Source organism: Sphaerisporangium dianthi (assembly GCF_042654065.1).
Lineage (GTDB): Bacteria > Actinomycetota > Actinomycetes > Streptosporangiales > Streptosporangiaceae > Sphaerisporangium > Sphaerisporangium dianthi.
Window position 1 is genome coordinate 154,196 of the sequence record NZ_JBHSFP010000012.1, and the last position, 23,978, is coordinate 178,173.

The 23,978-nt window shown below is 71.5% G+C and carries 19 protein-coding genes; 10 read left to right on the top strand and 9 right to left on the bottom strand.

From position 1 onward, the window contains the following. Positions 1-18: 18 nt before the first annotated feature. The 3 genes from pdxR to ACFO60_RS19480 are packed head-to-tail and all read left to right on the top strand — an operon-like array spanning position 19 to position 3,387. Complete coding sequence (pdxR, locus tag ACFO60_RS19470) at positions 19-1,452, top strand: MocR-like pyridoxine biosynthesis transcription factor PdxR (protein WP_380841902.1); 1,434 nt, start codon at positions 19-21, stop codon at positions 1,450-1,452. A 36-nt stretch (positions 1,453-1,488) separates the two neighbouring features. Continuing rightward, positions 1,489-2,193, top strand: a complete 705-nt coding sequence (locus ACFO60_RS19475; RefSeq protein WP_380841903.1) for a GDSL-type esterase/lipase family protein — start codon at positions 1,489-1,491, stop codon at positions 2,191-2,193. Positions 2,194-2,229: 36 nt separating this feature from the next. Further along, positions 2,230-3,387: an AI-2E family transporter gene (locus tag ACFO60_RS19480; RefSeq protein ID WP_380841904.1), complete on the top strand. Its 1,158-nt coding sequence runs from the start codon at positions 2,230-2,232 to the stop codon at positions 3,385-3,387. Positions 3,388-3,403: 16 nt separating this feature from the next. Here the strand turns inward: ACFO60_RS19480 and ACFO60_RS19485 are convergent, their stop codons facing one another. Then, on the bottom strand, positions 3,404-4,588 hold the full coding sequence (locus ACFO60_RS19485) for a serine/threonine-protein kinase (RefSeq protein WP_380841905.1): 1,185 nt from the start codon (positions 4,586-4,588) through the stop codon (positions 3,404-3,406). Between the two features lie 271 nt (positions 4,589-4,859). On the opposite strand from ACFO60_RS19485, the gene ACFO60_RS19490 reads away from it, so the two are divergent. Then, positions 4,860-5,537: a TetR/AcrR family transcriptional regulator gene (locus ACFO60_RS19490; RefSeq protein ID WP_380841906.1), complete on the top strand. Its 678-nt coding sequence runs from the start codon at positions 4,860-4,862 to the stop codon at positions 5,535-5,537. Between the two features lie 46 nt (positions 5,538-5,583). Here the strand turns inward: ACFO60_RS19490 and ACFO60_RS19495 are convergent, their stop codons facing one another. Both ACFO60_RS19495 and ACFO60_RS19500 read right to left on the bottom strand, forming a co-directional pair. After that, positions 5,584-6,660: a hypothetical protein gene (locus tag ACFO60_RS19495; protein WP_380841907.1), complete on the bottom strand. Its 1,077-nt coding sequence runs from the start codon at positions 6,658-6,660 to the stop codon at positions 5,584-5,586. Then, entirely contained in the window at positions 6,657-7,784 is a 1,128-nt protein-coding gene (locus ACFO60_RS19500; RefSeq protein ID WP_380841908.1) for a transporter substrate-binding domain-containing protein, read from the bottom strand. The genes ACFO60_RS19495 and ACFO60_RS19500 overlap by 4 nt, the downstream gene beginning before the upstream one ends. Before the next feature lie 343 nt (positions 7,785-8,127). On the opposite strand from ACFO60_RS19500, the gene ACFO60_RS19505 reads away from it, so the two are divergent. Beyond that, positions 8,128-8,796 carry a hypothetical protein gene (locus ACFO60_RS19505; protein WP_380841909.1) on the top strand — a complete coding sequence of 223 codons (669 nt, stop codon included), beginning with the start codon at positions 8,128-8,130 and terminating at the stop codon, positions 8,794-8,796. 747 nt (positions 8,797-9,543) lie between these two features. Here ACFO60_RS19505 and ACFO60_RS19510 read toward each other — a convergent pair. The 3 genes from ACFO60_RS19510 to ACFO60_RS19520 all read right to left on the bottom strand — a co-directional run bounded on the left by ACFO60_RS19510 (position 9,544) and on the right by ACFO60_RS19520 (position 13,375). Beyond that, on the bottom strand, positions 9,544-10,071 hold the full coding sequence (locus ACFO60_RS19510; RefSeq protein ID WP_380841910.1) for a hypothetical protein: 528 nt from the start codon (positions 10,069-10,071) through the stop codon (positions 9,544-9,546). A 519-nt stretch (positions 10,072-10,590) separates the two neighbouring features. Continuing rightward, on the bottom strand, positions 10,591-10,716 hold the full coding sequence (locus ACFO60_RS19515) for a hypothetical protein (RefSeq protein ID WP_380841911.1): 126 nt from the start codon (positions 10,714-10,716) through the stop codon (positions 10,591-10,593). Between the two features lie 289 nt (positions 10,717-11,005). Further along, a complete protein-coding gene (locus ACFO60_RS19520; RefSeq protein ID WP_380841913.1) occupies positions 11,006-13,375 on the bottom strand; it encodes an extracellular catalytic domain type 1 short-chain-length polyhydroxyalkanoate depolymerase in 2,370 nt (789 codons plus the stop codon). A 452-nt stretch (positions 13,376-13,827) separates the two neighbouring features. Between ACFO60_RS19520 and ACFO60_RS19525 the strand changes: the two genes are divergently transcribed. Next, the gene (locus tag ACFO60_RS19525) at positions 13,828-14,310 is read left to right on the top strand and encodes a GNAT family N-acetyltransferase (protein WP_380841914.1); all 483 of its coding nucleotides are present in this window, start codon (positions 13,828-13,830) and stop codon (positions 14,308-14,310) included. A gap of 72 nt (positions 14,311-14,382) precedes the next feature. Here ACFO60_RS19525 and ACFO60_RS19530 read toward each other — a convergent pair whose 3' ends face one another. Both ACFO60_RS19530 and ACFO60_RS19535 read right to left on the bottom strand, forming a co-directional pair. Further along, positions 14,383-15,045: a response regulator gene (locus tag ACFO60_RS19530; RefSeq protein WP_380841915.1), complete on the bottom strand. Its 663-nt coding sequence runs from the start codon at positions 15,043-15,045 to the stop codon at positions 14,383-14,385. Next, the gene (locus ACFO60_RS19535) at positions 15,042-16,334 is read right to left on the bottom strand and encodes a sensor histidine kinase (RefSeq protein WP_380841916.1); all 1,293 of its coding nucleotides are present in this window, start codon (positions 16,332-16,334) and stop codon (positions 15,042-15,044) included. The genes ACFO60_RS19530 and ACFO60_RS19535 overlap by 4 nt, the downstream gene beginning before the upstream one ends. A gap of 256 nt (positions 16,335-16,590) precedes the next feature. Here ACFO60_RS19535 and ACFO60_RS19540 point away from each other — a divergent pair, with 256 nt between their 5' ends. From ACFO60_RS19540 to argG, 4 genes are all read left to right on the top strand, one after another. Beyond that, the gene (locus ACFO60_RS19540; RefSeq protein ID WP_380841917.1) at positions 16,591-17,091 is read left to right on the top strand and encodes an anthrone oxygenase family protein; all 501 of its coding nucleotides are present in this window, start codon (positions 16,591-16,593) and stop codon (positions 17,089-17,091) included. A 142-nt stretch (positions 17,092-17,233) separates the two neighbouring features. Beyond that, positions 17,234-17,746 carry an RNA polymerase sigma factor gene (locus tag ACFO60_RS19545; RefSeq protein WP_380841918.1) on the top strand — a complete coding sequence of 171 codons (513 nt, stop codon included), beginning with the start codon at positions 17,234-17,236 and terminating at the stop codon, positions 17,744-17,746. Continuing rightward, a complete protein-coding gene (locus tag ACFO60_RS19550) occupies positions 17,743-18,702 on the top strand; it encodes a hypothetical protein (RefSeq protein ID WP_380841919.1) in 960 nt (319 codons plus the stop codon). Before ACFO60_RS19545 ends, ACFO60_RS19550 begins: the two co-directional genes overlap by 4 nt. Before the next feature lie 166 nt (positions 18,703-18,868). Beyond that, positions 18,869-20,317, top strand: coding sequence for an argininosuccinate synthase (argG, locus tag ACFO60_RS19555; RefSeq protein ID WP_380841920.1), 1,449 nt, complete (start codon positions 18,869-18,871; stop codon positions 20,315-20,317). Between the two features lie 94 nt (positions 20,318-20,411). Here the strand turns inward: argG and ACFO60_RS19560 are convergent, their stop codons facing one another. Beyond that, the gene (locus ACFO60_RS19560) at positions 20,412-23,798 is read right to left on the bottom strand and encodes a S8 family serine peptidase (RefSeq protein ID WP_380841921.1); all 3,387 of its coding nucleotides are present in this window, start codon (positions 23,796-23,798) and stop codon (positions 20,412-20,414) included. Positions 23,799-23,978: the final 180 nt, after the last annotated feature.

The window sequence follows — 23,978 nt, forward strand, 5'->3', positions numbered from 1 at the left end:
GTGGTAAGGTCCGGTTTCATGCCTGTGGAGTGGGCCGGTTCGGGTCCTGAACTGCTCGTCACGATCGACAGGCACTGCGGTGCCGGGCTCCGCTCGCAGCTCGAGGACCAGATGCGCGACGCCATCCGGTGCGGCCGGCTGGCCGGCGGCGAGCGGCTGCCGTCCTCGCGCGAGCTCGCCCGCGCCCTCGGGCTGTCCCGCGGCCTGGTCCAGGACTGCTACGCGCAACTGCAGGCCGAGGGCTACCTGACCAGCCGCCCCGGTTCTGCCACCCGCGTGGCGACGGCCGCGGCGGCCCGCCCGGACGCGCCGCCACCGGCGGCCCCGCCCGCCCCGGCCCGTCACGCGGTCGCCGACTTCCGGCACGGCGTCCCCGATCTCCGTCTCGCGCCGCGCGAGGACTGGGCGTGGGCGATCCGCGAGGTCTGCCGCACGGCCCCGAACTCCGCCTTCGACTACGGAGACCCGATCGGCGAGCCGCGGCTGCGCGAGGTGCTCGCCGCCTACCTGCGGCGGGTGCGCGCCGTCGCGGCCGGCGCCGACCAGGTCGTCGTCTGCACCGGCATGGCGCAGGCGCTCGGGCTCGTGCTGCGGGTGCTCGCCGCCGACGGCATCGACGCTCTGGCCTTCGAGGATCCCGGGGCCGGCGTCTCGACGACCGGGCAGGCGGTCGCCGCCGGGATGGCCGCGGTGCCGGTCCCGGTCGACGCGGACGGGCTCGACGTCGCCGCGCTGGAACGCACCCCGGCCCGGGCCGTGCTCGTGACCCCGGCCCACCAGTGGCCGACCGGTGTGGTGCTCGCCGGGCACCGCCGGCAGGAGCTGATCGCCTGGGCGCGGCGCCGCGGCGGCGTGATCATCGAGGACGACTACGACGCCGAGTTCCGGTACGACCGCGATCCGGTCGGCTCGCTGCAGGGGCTCGCGCCCGACTGTGTCGTCTCGCTCGGGACCGTCAGCAAGGCACTCGCGCCCGCGCTGCGCCTCGGCTGGCTGATCGCCCCGGAACGGCTGCTCGGCCCGCTGGCCCGCGGCAAGCTCATCGCCGACCGCGGCAGCCCGGGCCTGGACCAGCTGGCGCTCGCCACGCTCATCGAGTCCGGCCGCTACGATCGGCACCTCCGGCGCGCCCGCACCGAATACGCCGCCCGCAGGGAAACCCTGCTGGCCGCCCTCGCCGTTCACGCTCCCGCCCTGCGCGTCACCGGTCTCGCCGCCGGTTTCCACGCCATCCTGCACCTGCCCGCAGGCACGGACGAAGACGAGCTGATCGAGCAGGCCCGGCGACGCGGCGTCGGCCTGTACGGCATGGCGCGGATGCACCGGGTGGCCCGGCCGGCCGGGCCACAACTCGTCCTCGGCTTCGGCGACACCCCGAAACGCGCGATCGAGGCCGGCGTCGCCGCGATCGCCGGCCTGCTGCGAGAAGCCTCGCCCCTGCATGACACATAGGCGATCTAGGATTCCGGCGGCACCTCCTCGCGCAGCATGATCGAGATTCCCGTCCCTCGCCCCCCGTTGAAAGCAGGACACGACCATGCCCCCTCTCTTAGTCTCCCCGCCCGCGCGGCGGACAACGACAACGAAGGCCATCCCGGGTGGCTGATCGGCGACATCGACCGGATCACCGACAACGCCCTTGCCACCTACCAGCCGAACGTGGTGCTGCTGCACATCGGCACCAACGACATGAACCGGAACGTCGACCCGGCGGGCGCTCCGGCCAGACTGGGCAACCTGATCGACCGCATCTTCCGCGACTCACCCAATGTGACCGTCACCACCGGGGATCTGGTCGACGTCCTGCACCCCAACGACACCGGCTACCGGAAGATGGGCCTGTCTTCTACGACGGCATCCGTGCGGTCGAGGGAGCCGGCTGGGTGGAACCGCCCACCGGCGACGGCGGTGGTCTCGGCGCCCCCGACTGGTTCGCGCAGGGCAACATCGCCGGCGGCTTCGGCGCCCAGTTCGACCCCGCTCCCCAGCCCGGCGGCCGGCCCATTGGCGACACGAGCAACAAGCACCTCGCCGACCTCAACGGCGACGGCCGCGAAGACTACCTCGACATCGACCCGCGAACGGTTCGGTCCGGGCCTGGACCAACACCGAGGCCTTCTGACCGAAGGCCGCCATTCCTTGATGATCAATGCTCGCGGCCTCTCCCATCAGATTCGTATCTTTCGCCGCTGATGCGAGAGGCCGCCGGACTATGTCTAGGGTGTCCTTGTGCCTGCCACGCTCAATGCCACGAAGACCCGCAACGCGCTGCGCACGTCGGCGCGCATCTCCCTGGAGATGCTGATCGTCGTGCTGATCACCGCGGTCAGCCTGTGGATCCTGGGCCGGATGTGGTCCGTCATCTGGCCACTCGTCATCGCCCTGCTGCTCACCACGCTGACCTGGCCCCTGACCCGCTTCCTGCGCCGGCACGGCTGGCATCCCGCCCTGGCCGCCTCGGCCGTGACGCTCCTCTTCCTCCTGGTCGCCGTCGGCACTGTGGTGCTGATCGCGGTCCCGGTGGCGTCCCAGTCCGGCGAGCTGTCCGCCGGTGTGGGCAACGGCATCCAGCAGCTGCGCGACTGGGCCGCCGGGCCGCCGCTGAACATCGGCGCCGACCAGGTCAGCAGCGCACTCGACAGCGGGGTCAAGCGCATCCAGGCCAGCGTCGGCAGCATCGTCACCGCCACCCTCACCGGGGTGGGCACGGTGGTCAACGGCCTGGTCACCACCGTCCTGGCGCTCTTCCTGATGTTCTTCTTCCTCAAGGACGGCCCGCGGTTCCTGCCCTGGCTGAGCCGCCAGCTGCCCGGCCGCTTCGCCACGGACGTGCAGATCGTGGCCGTGCGCAGCTGGGACACCCTCGGCTCGTTCGTGCGCTCGCAGGCCTTCGTGGGCCTGCTCGACGCCGTCTTCATCGGTCTCGGCCTGTGGATCGTGGGCGTACCGCTGGTTCTTCCCCTGGCCGTCCTGACCTTCGTCTCGGCGTTCATCCCCATCATCGGGGCTCTGTTCGCCGGTTTCGTCGCGGTCCTCATCGCGCTGGTGTCCAACGGGTGGCCGGACGCGCTGGTCGTGCTCGCCATCATCGTCGCCGTGCAGCAGCTCGAGGGGAACGTGTTCCAGCCCATGGTGCAGAGCCGCGGTCTCGGCCTGCACGCGGCGGTGATCCTGCTGGCGGTGACGCTGGGCGGCAACCTGGCGGGCATCGTGGGCAGCCTGCTCGCCGTCCCGGTCGCCGCCCTGATCGCCGTGGTGTGGAACTACCTCCGCGAACAACTCAGCGACCCGCCCGACGAGCAGGAGACCGGCATCCCGGTTTCCGGCATGCCGGACACCGACAGGCCGGACACCGGTGCGGCCGTCCCCGCGCGGGAGCCCACCTGACGCTGTTCGCGGCTCATCAGCGCGACGGTCGGCCGCCATCGGTCGGGAGGTCCGTGCTGTTCCGCCGGTGCGCCGGTGACGGTTCCGGGGTCGGGCTGGACGGGGGCGCGTCGCGAGCCGAGCACTCCGACACCGTGGCGGAGACGTCCACCTGGCGGCACTGGGCGTCGGCCGGGCCGTCGAACACCGACGTGAGGAAGAGCGTGCCGGCCGCCACTGCCAGAGCCGCGCCGACGGCCAGGGCCGAGACTCTGCCACGCCGGTGAGACGAGGGGATGGCCGGCGTCTCGGTCAGCAGGGCCGGCGACGCGGCGTGCCTGCCCTCCGCGGCCCGCCGATGACGGCGGGCGGGCGATTCGGCCCGGTGCCGGTGCCGGTGCCGGTGCGGTGGCCGGCCGGCGGGCTGGACGCCTCGGCCGGCCGGGGCGGCCGTGACGGCGTGGAGCGGCTCGGGGGCGCCTCCGACGAGGTCGCACAGGACTTCCATGGCCGTCGGACGAGCCGCCGGGTCCTTGGCCAGGCAGGCCGCGACCAGCCGTCGAAGCGTCTCTGGTACGCCGGAGAGGTCGGGCTCGGCGTGGAAGATGGCGTTCATCGTCGCCGGCACGGTGCTCCGGTGGAAGGCAGGTCGCCCGGTCGCCGCGAAGACCATCGTGCCCGCCCACGAGAACATGTCCGAGGTGGGAGTGAGCGGCTGGTCGGCGAACTGCTCCGGCGACATGTACGCAGGCGTCCCCGCCGGCGCCGCGACGTTCGTGCCCGCGTTCAGCTCGAGCGCGATCCCGAAATCGATCACCACGGGACCCTCCGGACCCATGATCACGTTGCCCGGCTTGAAGTCCCGATGCACGACGCCGGCTCCGTGGATCGAGGCCAGCGCGGTCAGCGTGGTGACCGCCAGCCGCTCCAGCCCGCCGCCGGACCGCGGTCCGTCCTCCTTGACCAGCCGCTCCAGCGACGGCCCTGGGACGTACTCGCTGATGATGTACGGACGTTCCTCGGTGAATTCGGTCTCCAGAACCCGGGCCGTGGAGAAGGCGGCCACGCTCGCGGCGATCTCCGCCTCGCGCCGGAGCCGGTTCCTGACCTCGCAGTCGGCGGCGACGGAGGGGTGCAGCATCTTGATCGCCACCGGCGCCCGTCCGGGCGACTCGCCGAGGAAGACCGCCCCTTGGCTGCCTTCGCCCAGCTGTTTCACCACGCGGTACCCACCGACCCGTATCGGATCTCCGGGGTCCGGCGTGTGAGGATCCGTCACGGTGACCCCGACCCGCCGCTCGTGATCGCGCGTCGTCACGCTGTCCCCACCGTCGGGGACGGCGTGACGGGCACGTGGCACGGACATCGTGATCGGGGTCAACGGAACTCCTCCAGCGGGGGGAACCCCGCTTTGACATGCATGTTCGTTACTATGTTGACGAGTATCAACCTATATGTTGATGAGTGTCAATTTCCCTGGATAGGGTGTGACGATGAGCACCCCCAAGGCACGCGCCGGCCGCCCGCCGGCGGAGCTGTGCCCGGCCACTCACGAGCAGATCCTCACCGGCGCCCTGCGCATGTTCGCCTGCAACGGATACGAGGGAGCGTCGGTGGCCGCGCTCAACCGCGAGCTGGGCGTCAGCCACAACCTCGTCCACCAGCGCTTCGGCTCCAAGGAAAAGCTGTGGTACGCCACGGTCGACTGGGCCTTCGGCGAGGTCGCCGCCCAGCTGCTGCCCGAGCTGGACGACACCGCCGGCGGCCCGCTTGAGCAGACGCGCCGGATCATCCGGCGTTTCGTCCTCGTGCACGCCGCGCGTCCGGAGATCCTGCGCCTGGTCACCGTCGAAGGCATCGCCGACAGCCCGCGGCTGGACTACCTGTACGACCATCACGTGGCGCCGCTGCTCGCCGCCCTGACCCGGCCCTTGGGCCGGCTGGCCGATGAGGGGGTCATCGCTCCGGTCTCGGCGCGAACACTGCACTTCCTCATCGCGCACGGCGGGGCCGCGCCCTTCAGCCTGCCCGCGCTGGCCCGCCGCATCGGCCCCGGCGACCCGATGGCGGCCGAGGCGGTCGCCGAGCACGCCGACATTGTCGCCGACCTCATCCTCGCAGGTCTCCAGTCCCTCGCCCGCCGAGATCACATCGCGACGGCCGGCGGCTGACGGCCGATGACAGGTGCGGGCGGTCGGTCGCCGGGGCGGAGGCCGATCACCGCTCGGGGCGGGGGTGGCCCTGGCAGCGGGGGTCGTCGAACGGCTCCGCGCTCTCGGGGGCCAGCCACGAGACCATGTTCTGCTCGACGTGCCAGCCGCGCAGATCCACCCAGCTGCGCGGGACCTCCCCGGGGTCGGGGCAGAGGATCTTCGAGACCAGGGAGTCGTTGCGGATGAACCGTATCCCGCCCTGGAGGTCGAGCATCGTGGACATGCGGTCGTCCACGGCTATCTCGTACCCCACGACCACGGCCACCTCCTCGGCGTCGGGTGACGCCGTCCCGACCGGCTCCCCTCCCTTGGGTTCCACCGCGACTCCCTTGGGTTCCACCGCGACCTCCACAGCGACCAGCGGGAGGATCGGCAGCCTCAGGAACACCGCCCCCACCATGATCGGCAACAGGACCGCCACCGCCATCGCGATCCCGTGGGTGAGGAACCAGGCGGGGGCACGGGGGATCGGCCCGGTCAGCAGCATGGCCAGTGCGGGCGGCAGGCCGAGCAGCACCAGCGTGACCGGCTCGCCCTCGTAGACCGCGTCCACGAGGGCCGGCGCGAGCGCGATGTAGACGAGGACGGCGACCACCGCGGGGACCACCACGCACGCGAGACGCACCGCCGTGACGCGGCCGGGGAACCGCTCCCGGACCGACAGCCCGGCGACCGCGAGCACCATCATCAGCAGGGCCGGGAGGAACCGGAGCTGCCAGCCGAGCAGGGCCGCGAAGGCGGCCAGGACCACCACCCAGTCGGGCACCCGGTCGGCCACCCGCACCAGCCACGACGGGGTGCCGCTGCTGACCAGATAGAGAGTGCCGAGGGCCCGGACGGTCAGCACGACCGCGGGAATGATCCAGACCGCGATGATGAGGACGGAGCTGAGCATGCCGAGCGGGCTGACGTACTGCACGAGCAGCAGCAGCGTCTGGGTGTCCTGCCTGCCCGCGTACCACAGCCGCAGCACCAGGAGCACCAGCGGGAACGCCGGCAGCATCGCGAACAGCCACTGCTGGTTCTGCGGCGCCGCCCTGCCGCGGCGCGGACGTGCGGTGTCGGGTCGGCCGGCCGTCATCGGCGGGGGACGGTCCGTTCCCACGGCCACCTGCGCACCTGCGGTTCGGCCACCCGCGGCTGCTCGCCGACGGCGACCTGCTGCGGCCGGTTGGTCTTCTGCGCCGCGCCCAGGTACCTGTCGAAGGCGTCCTCCCAGCGCCGGTCCTTCGGGTCGGCGTACGACCGGTACAGGGCGAGGTCGACCAAGGTGCGCAGAGCCTTGTTCGTGCCGGTGTTGACGCCCCACTTCTCGCTGGTCGTCAGGCCGATGTCGTGGTGGCGCAACACGGACGGCTCGGCGGACACGAAACCGGCGAGGATCGCGGCGTCGGTGGTGACCGCGTCGAAGTCACCCTTCTTCAGGCCCGCTATGCACTCGCTGATCCGGTTCTTGCCGGTGACCACGGCCCCCGCCTCGGCGGCCTGGGTCTCGGAGGTGGACGTGCCGAGGGTGCACACCTTCTCACCGCGCAGGTCGCCCAGCGCGGTGACCCTGCCGTGCTTCCGGCCGGTCACCACCGACTGCTCGTTCTCCAGGTAGGGGGCGGAGAAACTGACTCCGGGATTGCCCAGGCGGGCCGGGGTGATGCTGAACGTGGCCACCACCAGGTCGACGGTGACGAACCGCCCGTCCGCCTCGCGGGCCTGCATGCGCTCTCTGTCCTCGGTCTCGATCGCGAGGAAGCGCACCTGCCCGGGAGTGAACCCCAGTTCCGCGGCGATGAGGTAGGCGACCTCGATGTCGAAACCCGCGAAGCGGCCGGTCGCGGAGTTGCGCAGGCTGATGCCGGGAGTGTCGTCCTTGACTCCGATGAGCAGTTCGCGTCTGCCCAGCAGGCCGGCCTCCGCGCGCAGGTCCGCCTCGGTGGGCGGGCCGGTGACCCACACCGCCCACGCGGCGACGACGACCGCCAGCACCACGGCGGTGACCCAGCCCAGCAGCCTGAGCCCTCGAACGCGGTCGGCCGCGGTGACGGCGGGGACCGCCGCGAGCGGCTCCGGCTCCGGTACGGGAACCGGCTCGGGCTCGGGCTCGCGCGAAACCCTTCCCGCGCCCCGGGTCTTCCCCGGCGCCTTGCCCGCGCCCAACACGGCGGACGTCCAGCGACGGCGCCTCCGCTCCGCCTCCGGCCGGTCGCTCACGCCTGCCCCTCGCCCGGCGCCCGGCCGGCCGGTCGGCGCGGAGGTGGGAGAAGAAGACGCCACGTCACCGTCGTGCGCCTGCCGACCCGTCCGCTCATCCCTGCGCCACCCGCGCCTTCGTCTCCCCATCGGCGGAAGATCTGCGAAAGAAGGCTAGTCGCGCCGACACGCCCGGCAACACCCCTAGCGCCACATATCCCCACAAGTCAGAAAGCAAGACGCACGTCCCACCGCGGGGCGCCAGTCCGCGTTCGCCACCGTATGCCGTCTGCCAGCTGCCGTCTGGGCGACAATGATCGCGGGAACCGGCGGTGCGGTGGATTCGGGAAAGGCGGGGCGATCGATGAGCGCGGAGAACTGGGTCGAGCGGGCGCGGTCGATGTACGACCGGGCCATCTTCGGTGGCGACACGAGCGTGCTGGAGGACGCCGACCGTGAGCTGGACGCGGTCGAGGCCGATCTCGCGCTGGCCCGCGGCCGGGTGATCCACGCCCGCCTCATGGACCGCCACGGCGCGGCGACGCAGGACGCGAAGGATCTGGCCGGCACGGAGGAACTGGCACTGTTCGAGCGGGCCGCCGACCTGTACCGAAAGCTGGGGGACGTGCGCGGCGAGGCCGAGTCGCTGTTCTGGATCGGTGTGTGCCACCAGGTCGTCCGGGAGGACGGCGACGCCGCGCTGCCCGCGCTCGAACGGTCCCACACGCTCGCGGCCGAGGCCGGTGACAAGCTGACGTCGTCCTACGCGCTTCGGCACCTCGGCTATGCCGAGCACATGGCCGGCCGCCTGGACACCGCGCGCGAGCGGCTGGAGGAGTCCACCCGGCTGCGCAGGGAGCTCGGCTTCCTGCCGGGCGTGGCCGCCAACCTGGTCGGGCTGGCCTACGTCGCCGCAGGTCAGGACCGGCGGCAGGACGCGCTCGCGCTGATCGAGGAGGCCGGCACGATCGCCGAGGCCAGCGGCGCGCGAGGCATCATGCGCCAGGTCGAGGAGGCCCGCACCAACGTGTGACCCGCCTCGCGCCACCTCAGGGCCACACCCGGCCGCGACTGCGCATGCGCAACATCGAGACCGCACCCATCACCAGCCGGGCGCGCGACCTCGCGGAGGACGCATTCCTGTGTCGAGGGTCTGGTCTCGGGCGGAGGCCCCGTGTCTCACCGATTTTCGCGCGACAGCGAGATGGACCACACATCGCCGAAGCCTGGGCGGTCTCCTGTACGTTCGGAGTCTTTGTCCATGACAGTGATGATCTCGGCTCCCGTCTGGACGATGTGGAGGACCCGAAGGCCCGCATGCGGATCCTCCACATCGATGTGAGTGGTGTAGCCGATGCGGGCAAGTGCGGGGGCAGGCTTTCGTAGGGCATATAAGCGGCGAATGTGCCGTATTTCTCGCGCAGAGCGACGGGCACCGTGTCGTCCTCCCGGGAAGCGAGCCGGTGGACCTGAATACTGATCAGCCGGCACGTCCACCCGTGATCCTGCTCGAATCCGAACTCCACCAGACCGTAGTCCCACCGCAGGGTGCCCCGGCCAGGGTCGTCCAGGAAATCCGGGCCGAGGACGCGTTCCACGTCCTCGGCCCGCGAACCGATTCCCAGGCCCAGCACGGTGCCAGTCGTCACCGCCGTCGCATAGAAGGCCTGCTCGTTCACTCGATCTCTCCCGGTGGGCGGCATCGCCTTCGGCCGGAGCCTGAGAGCCGGGCACGACCCCGGCTTCCCGCATGCGCTCGGTGGGCGTGGGTGAAGGCTGGTCAGGTCGTGCACATGGCGGTGACGGTGGCGTTGTAGATGTACCAGGAGCCGTCCGGGGCGGTCCAGACCGTGGAGTACGTCGTGGTCCAGCCGGTGCAGTCGACTCCGGCCGCGAGCACGGCGGCACGGGCCGCGGCGGCGGCGTTGTTCCGCGCCGTCAGCGAGTTGCCACCCGAGCCCTGCGCGGTGGCCGAGCGCGGGACGGTGTACGCGGGCGCCGGCGGGGCCGGCGCGCACAAGCCGGTCGCGGTGGCGCTGTAGACGTACGCGGCCCCGCCCGGGGCCGTGTAGATCAACGTGGAGGTCGCCGTCATGTTCGTACAGACCTCGCCGAGCCGGGCGGCCTGCGAGGCGAGCGTGGCGCGGGCGTTCGCCTCGGCGTTCTGCGCCCCCGCCCACGGTGTCGGCCCCGACCCGGTCGCGTCCGCCGACCGCCAGGTGCCGGCGTGGGCGGTGCCCGTCCGGGCCACCACGAGAGCGCACACGCTCGCCAACCGGTGCACGACCCCTCCGCGCTGACGCCTCATCCGCTCTCTCCGATCCGCCGTTCCGGGTGGGCTCACGCCGGGCTCCGCGGGCTCAGGCCCGGCTCGCCGCTATGAGCGAGGTGCGCCCGCCCGCGGACAGGGGCTTGCCGGCCGTGGCGGACCGGCTCACTGTAGGCGCGCCCGCGCGGCCGGACCATCGGAGGCGGCCCGGCCCGGGCGAACCCTCCGGTCGGCGCCATCGAGTGATGAAAGCTTCACAGAACGGCGCGGGCCGCGGGACGCGGCGCGGTGATCGGGAGATCGGCGCACCGGCGGCCGGGACCCAGGTCGCCCGGTGCGGCCGGTCGCACGATCTGAGTGCGTCCGGGCGGCAGGTGGAGGTGGGCGTTGTGTGGCCATGTCGACCGGCGACCAGATATGGCGGCGAGGCTCGGCAGAGGCTGGACGGGACTTGTGTGTTCGCGCACCTTCCTCCGGCCGTCGGCGGCTCGTGTGCCGCAATGATGGAATGTTTCTGGACGAGCTTCGTGACCTGCTGGAACGGCATGCGCGTCCCGGCTAGGCGGCGAGGTTGCTGTCGGCGAACCGTCCGAACGACGTCACCGGCGTCGGCCGGCGCGTCGGGTACGACAACCTGTCCCGGTTCAGCCGGGAGTACCGGCGCCAGTTCGGTGCTCCGCCCATCTGTCGATGCGGTACGCCTGCGAGGTGGAGCCGGTCCCGCTGCGGCGGCGCTGCCGTGACTCCCACCTGAGCGAAGAGGATTGTGCAACCACGCGAAAGGATCGTGAAGGCCCGGCGCTCGCCGCGTTGCTTGCATGGATGTACCGGAACCACGATTCCAAGGGGGATCATGAAGCACCGCACGCCGGGCCGGACCGGAGTCCTTGTCGCGGTCGCGGTCGCGGTCGCGGTGAGGCGGGTGAGGTGAGCCGTCCGTCCGGTGCGGACGGACGGCTCACCTGGTGACGGGTCAGGGGGCGGTGCAGGTGGCGGTGGGGGTGGCCGCGGTGCCGTTGGCGGTGAAGCCGAAGGTCGTGGACCCGCCGGCCGCGATGGAGCCGTTGTAGGCGGCGTTGCGGACGGTCACGCTGGAGCCGGAGACGGTCTGCGTGCCGTTCCACAGGCTGCTGATGGTCTGCCCGCCGGGCCAGGTCCACCGCACGGTCCACCCGGTGATCGGGGTGATGCCCGCGCGGACCGTCACCGTCGACTGGAAGCCGCCCGGCCAGCTGTTGACCGTGGTGATCGCCGCCGAACATGCCTCCGTACCGGCGGTCGGGGTGGGCGTAGGTGTCGGGGTCGGCGTGGGAGTCGGGGTCGGCGTGGGAGTGGGAGTGGGAGTCGGCGTGGGGGATGGGCCGGGGCCGGCGGCGTTCAGGGCGGCGAGGACCGCGTCGTAGGCGGGCTTCTTGTTGCTGCCGCTGAACAGCAGCGGGGTGTCGCCCGAGCGCCAGGAGTCCTGGTCGCGCACGCCCCACACGGTGATGCCGTTGCACTGCGGCACGGCGAGGCAGTCGTTGACGATGTTGGCGTAGGTGGTGGCCGAGGCGCCCTGGACGTCGAGTTCGGTGATCTGCACGTCGACGCCGAGCGCGGCGAAGCTGGAGATCGTGGTGCGGTAGTTGGCGTTGTAGGGGCTGCCGCTGTTGAAGTGGGACTGCAGGCCGACGCAGTCGATGGGCACGCCGCGCTGCTTGAAGTCGCGGACCATGTTGTAGACGCCCTGGGTCTTGGCCCAGGTCCAGTTGTCGATGTTGTAGTCGTTGTAGCAGAGCTTGGCGGCGGGGTCGGCGGCCCGCGCGGTGCGGAAGGCGACTTCGATCCAGTCGTTGCCGGTGCGCTGCAGGTTGGAGTCGCGCCGGCCGCCGTTGTTGTCGTCGAAGGCCTCGTTGACGACGTCCCAGGCGTAGATCTTGCCCTTGTAGTGGTTCATCACGCCGTTGATGTGGTTGATCATCGCCTGGCGCAGGTTGCTGCCTTCCATCGACTGCATCCAGCCGGGCTGCTGGCCGTGCCAGGCCAGGGTGTGGCCGCGCACCCGCTTGCCGTTCTGCACGGCCCAGTTGTAGACCTGGTCACCACTGCTGAAGTTGAACTGGTTCTGGTTGGGCTCGGTGGCGTCGATCTTCATCTCGTTCTCGGCCGTCACCATGGTGAACTCACGGTTCGCGATCGTGGTGTACGCCGAGTCGCCCAGCTTGCTCGCGCTGATCGCGGTGCCGAAATACCGGCCGCTGCGGGCCGCAGCGGCGCCGAGCGTGGTGCCGGGCTCGGTCGACGGCGTCGGCGAGGGAGTCGGAGTCGGAGTGGGCGTCGGAGTGGGCGTCGGAGTGGGCGTCGGAGTCGGTGTGGGGGTCGGTGTGGGGGTCGGCGTCGGTGTGGGGGTCGGCGTGGGGGTGGGGGTCGGCGTCGGGGTGTCGAGGCCGAGGAAGGCGATGGCGTACTGGACCATGCCGCTCTGCGGCAGCGAGTGGCCGACGCCCTGGACGCTGATGCCCTCGACCGGCGCCTGAGTGACGTTGGAGCCGTAGCGGGTCCGGGTCCAGTTCGACTGCGGGGAGCTAGTGGCGACGGGGGTCTGGCTGACGCCCTTGAGGTTGGTCCACTGCTTGATCTCCTCGGCGAAGTTCGGGTACCGCAGCGTGTCGTCCGTGGTGCCGTGCCACAGCTGCATACGCGGGTAGGAGCCGCTGTAGCCGGAGTTCATCGCGCGGGCCTGGTCGCCCCACTGCTGCGCCGTCTTGGTGATCTGGCCGTTGGCGCACTGGCTGTTCCAGGTGGAGCCGTCGGTGGTGCCGAAGCAGCCGGCGGGCACGCCCATGAAGGCCGAGCCGGCGGCGAACACGTCGGGGTACTCGGCGGCCATGACGTTGGTCATCATCGCGCCGGAGGAGAAGCCGGTGACGAAGACGCGTCCGGAGTCGACGTTGTACCGCTGCTTGGCGTAGTCGACCATCGAGATGATGCCGACGGGGTCGCTGCCGCCGCCGCGCCTGAGCGCCTGCGGTGAGTACACGTCGAAGCACTGCCCGCTGCGTGTGGCCTCGGGGAACACGATGATGTACCCGTACCGGTCGGCGGCGGTGACGTAGTCGCGGGCGTAGCCGTTGAAGACGGCCGACGCCGTGCCGGTGCAGTAGTGCATGGCGACCAGCAGCGCCGGCCGGGCCGCGACGTTGTCCGGCACGTAGATGTACATGTTCAAGTTGGTGGGGTTGTTGCCGAAGCTCGTCACCCGCGTGAGCGAAGCGGCTGAGGCCGGCCCGGTGAGCACCAGCGCGGTCGCCGCGATGATCGGGACGATCGCCGCGGCCAGCAGGGCCTTGAGGAGTCGTTTCACGTGCCTTGATCCCTTCCTAGATCAAGTCGGGGACGTGCTGGGCCTGGGCGAACAGATGGGGGATCGATCGGTCGCCTGTGGCCCGGTCGCCGGGATTCGAGACCTGCCTGGGCTGGACAGGACACGCGCCGGACGCCGCCGTCGCGGCGGCCGGCGCGCGGTCGTGCGAGACCACTCTGAGCTGCGCGTTCACTGTCGCTCACCCGGCGACGATGGACAGGGCCCGCGTGTGGACCATTGTGGGAATGCCCTTGAAATGTGTCAATCGATCAGTGGAACGTTTCGGTATGGTGAACCGATTAAGTCCCGCTTGCGCTGCAGAAACGCCGCTGAAACATCCGAAAGTTTCGGATTTCTGAGCCGGGCGGATTCCGGCCGCCCTGCCTGAGGGGCGGCGACGGCCGGGCGGTATCTTCACGGCGAGCCGTTTTGTCCCCCTGAAAGGCGCTCTAGTGGAGATTCGCCGTGTCTCGTTCGACCATCCGGACGCGGTCAGGCTGAACAAAGAGGTGCAGGCCGAGTACGGCCGGCGTTACCAGAGCGACGGCGACGCGACGCCTCTGGACCCGTCGATGTTCGAGCCGCCGAACGGCCTGTACGTCATCGCCTACGACGGCGACGGCCATGCCGCGGCCACCGGTGGCTGGCGCGCCCAGGAAGCGGGCGAAGAGGGCTATTCGGACGGCGACGCCGAGATCAAGAGGATGTTCGTGGTGGAGGCGCTGCGCGGCAGGGGGCTTGCCCGCCGCGTCCTGGCCCACCTGGAGGCCGACGCCCGCGCGACGGGACGCGTCCGCATGGTCCTGGAGACCGGCGACGCCCAGCCCGAGGCCATCGGCCTGTACGTCTCGAGCGGCTACGAGCTCTGCGCCAAGTTCGGCTACTACCGCTTCCACGAGAGCAGCCGCTGCTTCGCCAAACCTCTGCACCCCTGAGCGGCGCGGAACCCGGCCGGCGCTCGACGGGCGAGAACAGGCGCCGCGCCCTTCCCGGCGAGCGCCCGCACGTCACGCCGTGCCGTCCGGGGCGACGAGCCCGGACTGGTAGGCGAAGACGACGAGCTGGGCGCGGTCGCGGGCGTGCAGTTTGATCATGGCGCGGCTGACGTGGGTCTTGGCGGTGGACGGGCTGATCACCATGTGCGCGGCTATCTCGTCGTTGGTCATGCCCTGAGCCGCCAGCGCCACCACCTCGCGTTCGCGGTTGGTCAGGGAGCGCAGCCCGGGCGGGACGGTCCGCGGCCGGCGGGCGACGAACTCGCCGATCAGGCGGCGTGTGATCGCCGGCGCGAGCAGCGCGTCGCCGCGCGCCGCGACGCGGAGGCCGTGCAGCAGGTCCGCAGGGTCGGCGTCCTTGACCAGGAAGCCGGTCGCGCCCGCGCGCAGCGCGTCGAACACGTACTCGTCCAGGCCGAAGTTGGTGAGGATCACCACGTGGACCTGCGACAGGCGCGCGTCGGCCACGATGCGCCGCGTCGCCTCGATGCCGTCCATCACCGGCATCTGCACGTCGATGAGCACGATGTCGGGAACCAGCTCGCGGGTCAGGGCGACGCCCTTCTGGCCGTCCGGCGCCTCGCCGACCACCTCGATGTCGTCCTCCGGCTCCAGCAGCGCGCGGAAGCCGGCGCGGATCAGGGCCTGGTCGTCGACGAGGATCACGCGGATCACGGGACCTCCTTGACGTCGACGTTCGCCGGGGGGACCTCGGTCAGGACGTCATCGGGGTCTGTCAGAGGAAGCGTGGCCGGGACGTCTCCGGCGTCCGCCGCAGGGAGCTCCGCCGGGACGTCCCCGACGTCCGGCAGGGGGAGCTCGGCGCGGACGGTGAAGCCGCCCCGGAGGCCGGGGCCGGCGTGCAGGCGGCCGCCGAGGGCGGTGATCCGCTCACGCATGCCGGTCAGGCCGACGCCGGGCACCGGGCGCGCGCCGGCCGGCAGGCGGCCGTCGTCGTCGACCAGGACCGACAGCTCGGACGCGCCGTACCCCACGCGCACCGAGGCCCGGGTGTGCCCGGTGGCATGCCGGGCGACGTTGGTGAGCGCCTCCTGGACGATCCGGTAAGCCGCGCGATCGACGGCGGCGGGCAGGGGACGGGGCCGGCCTTCGACCCGCACGGTGACCGGCAGCCCGGCCGAGCGGGCGCGGGAGACCAGGTCGTCCAGGCGGTCCAGCCCGGTGCCCGGAGGCTCCCCGGCGTCGTCGCGCAACACCTCCAGGGTGGCGCGCAGCTCGCGCATCGCCTCGCCGCCGGCCTCCTGGATGGCAAGCAGCGCCTCCGGGACCTTCTCTCCGCGCTTGCGAGCCAGGTGCACTGCCACGCCGGCCTGCACCTTGATGATCGAGATGCTGTGGGTGAGCGAGTCGTGCAACTCCCTGGCGATGCGCAGCCGCTCCTCCCCGGCCCGCCGCAGCGCGGCCTCCTCGCGGGTGCGCTCGGCCTCGGCCGCCCTCTGCTGCGCCTGTTCGAGGTACGCGCTCCGGTGCCGGGCGACCGTCCCCCCGACGCCCGCCGCGAGGAACCAGCCGATCAGCAGGCTCGTCGGGTCGCCGATCTGCCGGACGGGCGCGTTCGTCAGCAGGTTGCCGGCCAGGGTGCCGGCGAGGAACACCGTGCCCGCGACGGCCGGGAGCAGCCGGTGGCCCGCCCTGACGGCGCCGAAGACCGTGATCAGCACCGGAAAGGCGGCGGGCGGCCCCGGATGCGTCCGCAGCCCGAACAGCAGCATGCAGGCGGACGCGACGACCACGGCGACGGCCGGGGCCCTGCGCCAGGCCGCGACGGCCGCCGTGCCGGTCAGCAGGAGGGCGTAGTCGAGCGGGCGCACGCCCGGCAGTGAGACGGCGCCGCCCACCTGCAACACCGCGACCACCACCGCCGCCAGGACGTCCACGGCGAGCGGGCGCCATCGGCGCCCGGGGTGCACCGCCGCCGGTCGCCCTTCGCGCAGAATCCCCATTCCAGCACGGTAGAGCCTGGCGGGCCGCGCTTCCTCCGCTCCGGGGCGGAACCCCGGCTACTCCCGGTGGAGTACTCGCCGCCCACCCCTGCGCTCCCCGGCGTAACCGAACCAGATCCCGTGGCACGACGCGGAGCGATCATCGCACGGCGATGATCGGAACTCCTCGCACCGTGCCCGGCGCTGCCGCGCGAGGCCGCTGGTGGCCCGTCATCGTCCGCCCGCTGAGCGCACCTCTTCCCAGGAGATTCGCATCGTGCTCTTTCGACTCGTCAAAACGCTGGCGGCCGTCTCCACCGGCCTGCTCGCGGGCGCCTTCGGCTACGGCGTCGTGAACGTGGTCTACGCCTTCCACGCCGTGCCCATCCCGGTGCGCCTGACCTTCCACGCGGCGCTGATGCAGGTCAACGGCGTCGTCATGCAGTCGATGATGGCGCTGGCGCTGCTCAGCACGCTGGCGCTGGCGGCCATGGCGGCCTCCGTCCCGCGGTTGCTCGCCGCCGGCTCGGCCACCTTGGTGCTGGCCACGTTCCTGATCACCCGGTTCGGCAACGTCCCCATCCACCCGCTGATCGAGAAGTGGGCCGTCACTTCGCCGCCGGCGGGCTATGCCGCGATCCTGGATCGGTGGGAGATGTTCAACCTCATGCGAACCGGAACCGGCTTCGCCGCCTTCGGCCTCATCGTCTGCATCCTGGTCGTCTTCGGTGAACGGACGCCGCCCCGGCGCTCGCGCGTCCAGGTGGAAAGGACGTAGGAGACCGGAACGGGGCGAGCCGGTCGGGGCGCCGCGGGCTGTACCGAGCCGCCGATCGGTCACCGTGGAGGGGGCCCGGCAACACATCCGAAGATGCCGGACATCTATCAATGTGTCCGGCACCCTTCGGCTAGGAGATCCTGTGACACAGCGAGATCGCTTCGAGGCGATCTATGACGCGTACTACCCGGCGATACACCAGTACGCCGCCCGCCGTGCCAGTTCCTCCGACGACACGGCCGACGTCATCGCGGAGACGTTCCTGACCGCCTGGCGGCGCATCGGCGACGTGCCCGAAGGCGACCGCGCACTGCTGTGGCTCTACGGAGTGGCCCGGCGTGTGCTGGCCAACCAGCGGCGCGGCGAGTCGCGCCGGGCGGTGCTCGCCGAGCGGTTGCGGGACGAACTGGCCGCCGATCGTCCGGTGACACCGGTCGACCTGGCGCACGTGCGGGCCGCCTTCGACGCGCTGCCCGAACGTGACCGCGAGGTCCTGGCCCTGGCCTGCTGGGAAGGGCTGACCGGCGCGCAGATCGCGAGGGTCGTCGGAGGAACGGCCGTCGCCGCCCGCGCCCGTCTGCACCGCGCCCGCAGGCGGCTGGCGGCCCTGCTGGAGAAGCAGGCCCCTTCGACCACGGTGATGGAGGACGCGTGAACGACATCGACAAGCTGGTCAGGGCCATCGACCCCGCCCCGCGCGCGCCGGAACGGGGACCCGGGGCGCGCGAGTTGCGCGCGGCCATCATGGCCGAGGAACAGGGAACGGCCGGCGCCGGTCCACGGCGCGCCCGCCGGCACGGCCGCCGCCTGGTCCTCGCGCTGGGAGCCGCCGCCCTGCTCGCGACGGGCGTCGCGGCCGGACCCGGCCGGCTGTGGGACGGCGCAGGGATGACGCCGGTCTCGTACGCCGTCACCAAGGACTCCGACGGGATCGTGTACGTCACGATCCGTGACTTCAGCGACGCCGATGGGCTGCGCCGGCAGTTGCGCGACCTCGACGTCCCGGCCATCGTCGACCACGTCCCCCACGGCACGTGGTGCCGGGATCCGCGCGGCACGGTCGTGCGGGACAAGCCCGCCGGCCTGTACTCGGTGCCGGAGGGCATCCCCGGCGACGACGGCTCCGGGTGGCGGATGCGGATCGACACCAAGCTCTTCAAGCCCGGTCAGACCTTCGTTTGGACCATCTCGGAAAGCCCCGGCGGAGGCAGCCGCACCAGCACGATCCTGTACCAGGGCCCGGTCGCCCCCTGCGCGCTCATCCCCGAACCGACCAGGAAACTGTCCGAGTCCGACCTGCCCTATCGGGTGGCGACCGTCGAGGGGCGCTCCCTCGCCGGTTTCCGCGTGGACGAGAAGACCGTGGGCGAGGTGCTGCCGGAGCTGCGGCGGCGCGGGCTCAAGGTCGTCTTCGCCGTCATGAGCATCCCCCCGGGCAACCCCGGCGGCTACGGCATCGTCCGCACCCAGAAGACCCCGGTCGGGGACGGCTGGGTCGTCTGGGAGGCGGAGGAGTCCACGCGGACCCCCGGTCTCGTCCGCCTCCTGGTCACCGAGCACCGCCTGGACGGCAACCCCGTCTACGGGGGGCCCCGCGACCGCGTCAGCTGAAGTGGGGGGATGAGCGAGTCGCTGTACGACCGGGTGGTCGTGCCGGGGCGTCGCCCCGGCCCCGGCGCCGCCGGCCTCCCGTGCCAGGGCCGGCCGGAAGGAGATCGCGCGTCATGGTCGCGACTGCGTTGCATGGTCATGCATTGGTGTGTATATACTTCTACTCGTGTCCAAGGTCCTCACTTCTCTGCCCGTCGGTGAACGTGTCGGCATCGCCTTCTCCGGCGGCCTCGACACCTCGGTAGCGGTCGCGTGGATGCGCGAGAAGGGTGCAGTGCCCTGCACCTACACCGCTGACATCGGCCAGTACGACGAGCCCGACATCGCCTCGGTCCCCGGGCGCGCCACGGCGTACGGCGCCGAGGTCGCCAGGCTGGTCGACTGCCGGTCGGCCCTCGTGGAGGAAGGTCTCGCGGCCCTGGCCTGCGGGGCGTTCCACATCCGGTCCGGTGGCCGCGCCTACTTCAACACCACCCCCCTCGGGCGGGCCGTCACGGGCACCCTGCTGGTGCGCGCGATGCTCGAGGACGATGTGCAGATCTGGGGCGACGGCTCCACCTTCAAGGGCAACGACATCGAGCGGTTCTACCGTTACGGCCTGCTCGCCAACCCCTCCCTGCGCGTCTACAAGCCGTGGCTGGACGCCGACTTCGTCAGCGAGCTCGGCGGTCGCAAAGAGATGTCCGAGTGGCTGCTCGAACGCGACCTGCCCTATCGCGACAGCACAGAGAAGGCCTACTCCACCGACGCGAACATCTGGGGCGCGACCCACGAGGCCAAGGCGCTCGAACACCTCGACGCGGGCATCGAACTCGTCGAACCGATCATGGGTGTGCGCTTCTGGGACCCCGCCGTCGAGGTGGCCGCCGAGGACGTCACGATCGGCTACCTGCAGGGACGGCCGGTGACGATCAACGGCAAGGAGTTCGCCTCCGCCGTCGACCTGGTGCTGGAGGCCAACGCCATCGGCGGCCGGCACGGCATGGGCATGTCCGACCAGATCGAGAACCGCGTCATCGAGGCCAAGAGCCGGGGCATCTACGAGGCGCCGGGAATGGCGTTGCTGCACGCGGCCTACGAGCGCCTGGTCAACGCCATCCACAACGAGGACACCCTCGCCAGCTACCACAACGAGGGACGGCGGCTGGGCAGGCTGATGTACGAGGGCCGCTGGCTGGACCCGCAGGCGCTGATGCTGCGCGAGTCGCTGCAGCGCTGGGTCGGCACGGCGGTCACCGGCGAGGTGACCCTCCGGCTGCGCCGCGGCGACGACTACTCCATCCTCAACACCTCCGGGCCGGCGTTCAGCTACCACCCGGACAAGCTCTCCATGGAGCGCACCGAGGACTCCGCCTTCGGGCCGGTCGACCGCATCGGCCAGCTGACCATGCGCAACCTCGACATCGCCGACTCCCGCGCCAAGCTCGAGCAGTACGCGGCGATCGGCATGGTCGGCAGCCGGCACCCGACGCTGATCGGCGCCGCGCAGGCGGCCTCGACCGGGCTGATCGGCGCGATGCACGAGGGCGGGGCCGAGGCGATCGCATCCCGCGGCGAGGTCCCGGAGGACGACGTGCTGCTCGACCACGCCGCGATGGAGTCCGGCACCGACTGACCGGCCACGACGCGGGCGGCCCGGCCGCCCGCGCCCACGGCGCCGCGCGTGCGGCGGGGCCCGGCGGTGGTGCCGCCGGGCCCCGCCTGGGTGCCTACTGGACGGTGATCTTGTCTACTTCGATGGTGATGCCCTTCACCTCGTCGGTGGAGGTCGCGGTCGTGACCGAGCCGACGCCCGAGGCGACGCCCTTGACCTTCATGGTGTAGGTCAGCTTGCCGCCGGGGGCGCCGGGGATGCTGCTGACGCGGTAGTCCTCGGTCGGCGGCCCGGAGATCTGGTCGCCGGCCGTGCCCTCGGCGTTCTCGGCGCCCACGGTCAGCCCGTAGGAGGCGCCGGGGTCACCGGGCAGGTTGGACGGATCGTAGGAGTAGGTGATGTCCTCGGCGCCGTTGACGCCGATCCACTGCTGGAACACCTTCAGCGCCGACGTGCCGTACAGGTTGACGCGCCACTCGAGGACGAGCCAGGTGTCGACGCCGTCGGTGAGCGTGCCGGCGAGGATGCCGGGCGCCCCGGTGCCGTCCAGGTCCGTCCAGTAGGGCGCCAGCACGTTGTTCGGCGGCGCCTGATCGGGCAGGGTCTGCGGGGTGAACGAGATGTCCGCCGACCCGTTGGTGCCGCCCGCGACGGCGTAGCCGTCGGAGACCACGCCGATGCGGGTGTAGCTGTTGCCCGCGTAGGTGAAGGCCGGGACGTTGAAGTTCACCGACTCCTCGTCGCCGATCGCGGTCGGCGTGATGCCGAAGGCGTCCAGCGGCAGGTAGCCCGCCGGGCCGGTGCCCGGGGCGATCTCCGGCCGGTCGGGCTGCCGCCCCGCCAGCTTGGCCTTGGTGGTGGCGATCTGGGTGCCCACCTTGGTCGCGCCGGTCACGCTGTTCAGCCGCAGCTTGAGGTCGAGCGTGCTCAGCGCGGTGACCTCGGTGTCCTTCAGGGTGGTGTTCTCCACCGTGACCGTGCAGGTGGACTCGCCGGTGTTCTTGGCGATCGTGGCCGGCGCGCAGGTCTGGTCGACCGGCACAGCGCCCTCCTGGCGGTAGAACGCCACCGGAAGGTGGAGATCCTTGGAGCCGCCGACCTGCTTGAGGTTCACCTGGCCGAAGTACTGCCCGTCGGGCAGGTCAGGTGCGGTGACCACGACGGTCAGCTTGACGCTCTTGCCCGGCTTCACGCTGAACAGCGGGGGCAGCACCGTGATGTTGGCGCCGCTCGGCGCGGTGCCGGAGGCGGTGTAGTTGAGCGTCTTGGTGGTGACGTTGGTGACCGTCCGCTTGGCGGTGATGATGCCGGGCATGACGGGCGCGTTCACCGACGGCAGGTTGAGGTCGATGCGGTTCAGCGGGTCGGCGGCGGAGGCCGCGTAGTTGACCGCCGTCTCGTCCAGGGTCAGACCGGGGTCGCCCGCCTTGGTGAGGTCGATGCGCCCGCCGCCGAAGTCGAACGGGTCGGCGGGGGTGACGCGGTCCTGCTTGGTGACCGAGGTCTTGGCCGTGGTCTCCAGAGCCGACTTGACCTGTCCCGGCGTCCAGTCGGGGTGCAGGGCGAACAGCAGGGCGCCCGCCCCGGCCACGTGAGGCGAGGACATCGAGGTGCCGGCGATCACCTGGTAGAGGTTGCCGGGCGGGCCTTCCAGGGGAGACTCGGGCGTCGGGGTGTGCCCGGCCAGGATGTGCAGGCCGGGCGCGGTGACGTCCGGCTTGAGGAAGTCGCCGGCCGGCCCCCGCGAGGAGAACGTCGTGATGGCGTCGCCCTGCCAGGTGGTCTTGGCGCCCTGCGGGAACGAGGCCTTGGCGCCGGGGTTGGCGGCCAGGAAGTTCAGCAGGGTCGTGCTGTCCGGCTGGTCGATGTGGACGGTCGGGAGCCAGTGGTTGTCGGTCATGACGTCGAGCGGCGTCGCGTTGTACAGGATCATGCCCGCCGCGCCGCCCTGCTTGACGGCGAATCCCTTGAGCACCCGGTTGGGGCCCCGCTGGCAGGCGACGATCTTGCCGGTGAACAGGCCCGGGGGCGCGGGGTTCACGCACAGCGGGTCGGAGTACGGCGCGGCCGCCGCCGACACCACCGGCAGCGGCGCGGCGATGCCCGGCGTGATCGAGGCGCCGGACACGGTGGCCTGGACGCCGCCGGTCCCGGTCAGCGTCACCGTCGAGCGGAACGTACGGGTCTGCGTGGAGGCGGCCACGGTCGTCACCCATGGCCCGGCATGGTCGGTCGTGCCCGCGCCCGGTCCCGCGTTGCCCGCCGAGGCGGAGACGAACACGCCGGCGGCGTAGGCGTCCAGGAACGCCAGTTCCACCGGGTCGCTGTAGGGGTCGGCGCCGCCCGAGATCGAGAAGTTGATCACGCGGACGCCGTCGAGGATGGCGCGTCCCACCGCCGCGGCGGAGTCGGAGGAGAAGCAGCCCTCGGCGCCGCAGACCTTGTACACCGACACGGCCGCCGCCGGGGCGATGCCGTGGATCGGGCCGCGGCTGACGCCGAGCGGGTTGGCGTTCGCCACCTGGCCGCCGGCCGAGGTGGAGGCGGTGTGGGTGCCGTGCCCGTTGGAGTCGCGGGCGCTGTCGGGGTAGACCTCGCCGCCGTAGATCAGGTTGTAGGTGTCGATGAACGGCCGGCCGCCGATGAGCTTGTTGTTGCACGCGAACGTGTCGGCGGCGGGCGTCAGCGGGTTGTCGCCGAAGTCGCACACCCGGGGCGTGCCGTCCTTGGTGGCCGGGGGAGCGGGCAGGCCGCCCGGGTCGGCGAAGGACGGGTGCTCGGGCCAGACGCCCGAGTCGAGGGAGCCGAAGATCACGCCCTTGCCGGAGGAACTGCTGCCGCCCAGCTTGCTGTAGATCGCCGGGGCGCCGATGAAGTCGGAGCTCGCGTCGGTCAGCGGCTGCTGCAGGTCGTCCTTCTGGACGGCGGCGACACCGGGCAGCTTCAGCAGCTCGGCGGCCTTGTTCGCCGGGACGCTGAGCGCGATGCCACCGTAGACGGTGCGCAGCTTCTGGCCGGCCCTGGCGCCGGGGACGCGCTTGCCGAGCTCGCCGAGGAAGGCGTTCTCGACGCTCTCGATGTGCTTCTGGTACTGCTTGGCGGCGGCGCTGTTGACGTCCAGGCTCTTGCCGGTCACCGAAGGGCTGGTGCCCTTGAGACCGTCGACCCCGCCCTTGTAGGCGGCCAGCGAGTCGTAGTCGAGCTTCACGACCACGGTGACGGGCTTGGCCGACGTCGCCGCGAACAGGGATTCATCGCTCTTGGCCAGCTTGCCGCTCGGGGACTTGGCCCCCTGGACGCGGCCGGCGGGGGTCAGCGGGGTGGCCTTCCACTTGCTGGTCGAACCGGTCGCGGGGCTCGCCGCGCCCGACGCCGCGCTCGGCGAGGGGTCGGCGGACGCCGGCATGGCCGGGCTCATCACCGCGACCATCGCGAGACCCGCGCCGACCGCCGCGACGCGGCGCGACCGGGATAAGAGAGTGGGAAGGGACTTACGTCGCACGACACCTCCTGGTGAACCACCGGGACTCGCCGCCCGGCGGGCATGGAGGAGCCGCGTCACCCGTACGCGCACGGGAAGGACCCCACCCTCCCCGTCGGGCGACACATGGCCGGCGACCCGTCAGGGTCGCCGAACTCAGACGGAGTCTAGATGCGCGCCACTTTTCCGCCTAGATCGATA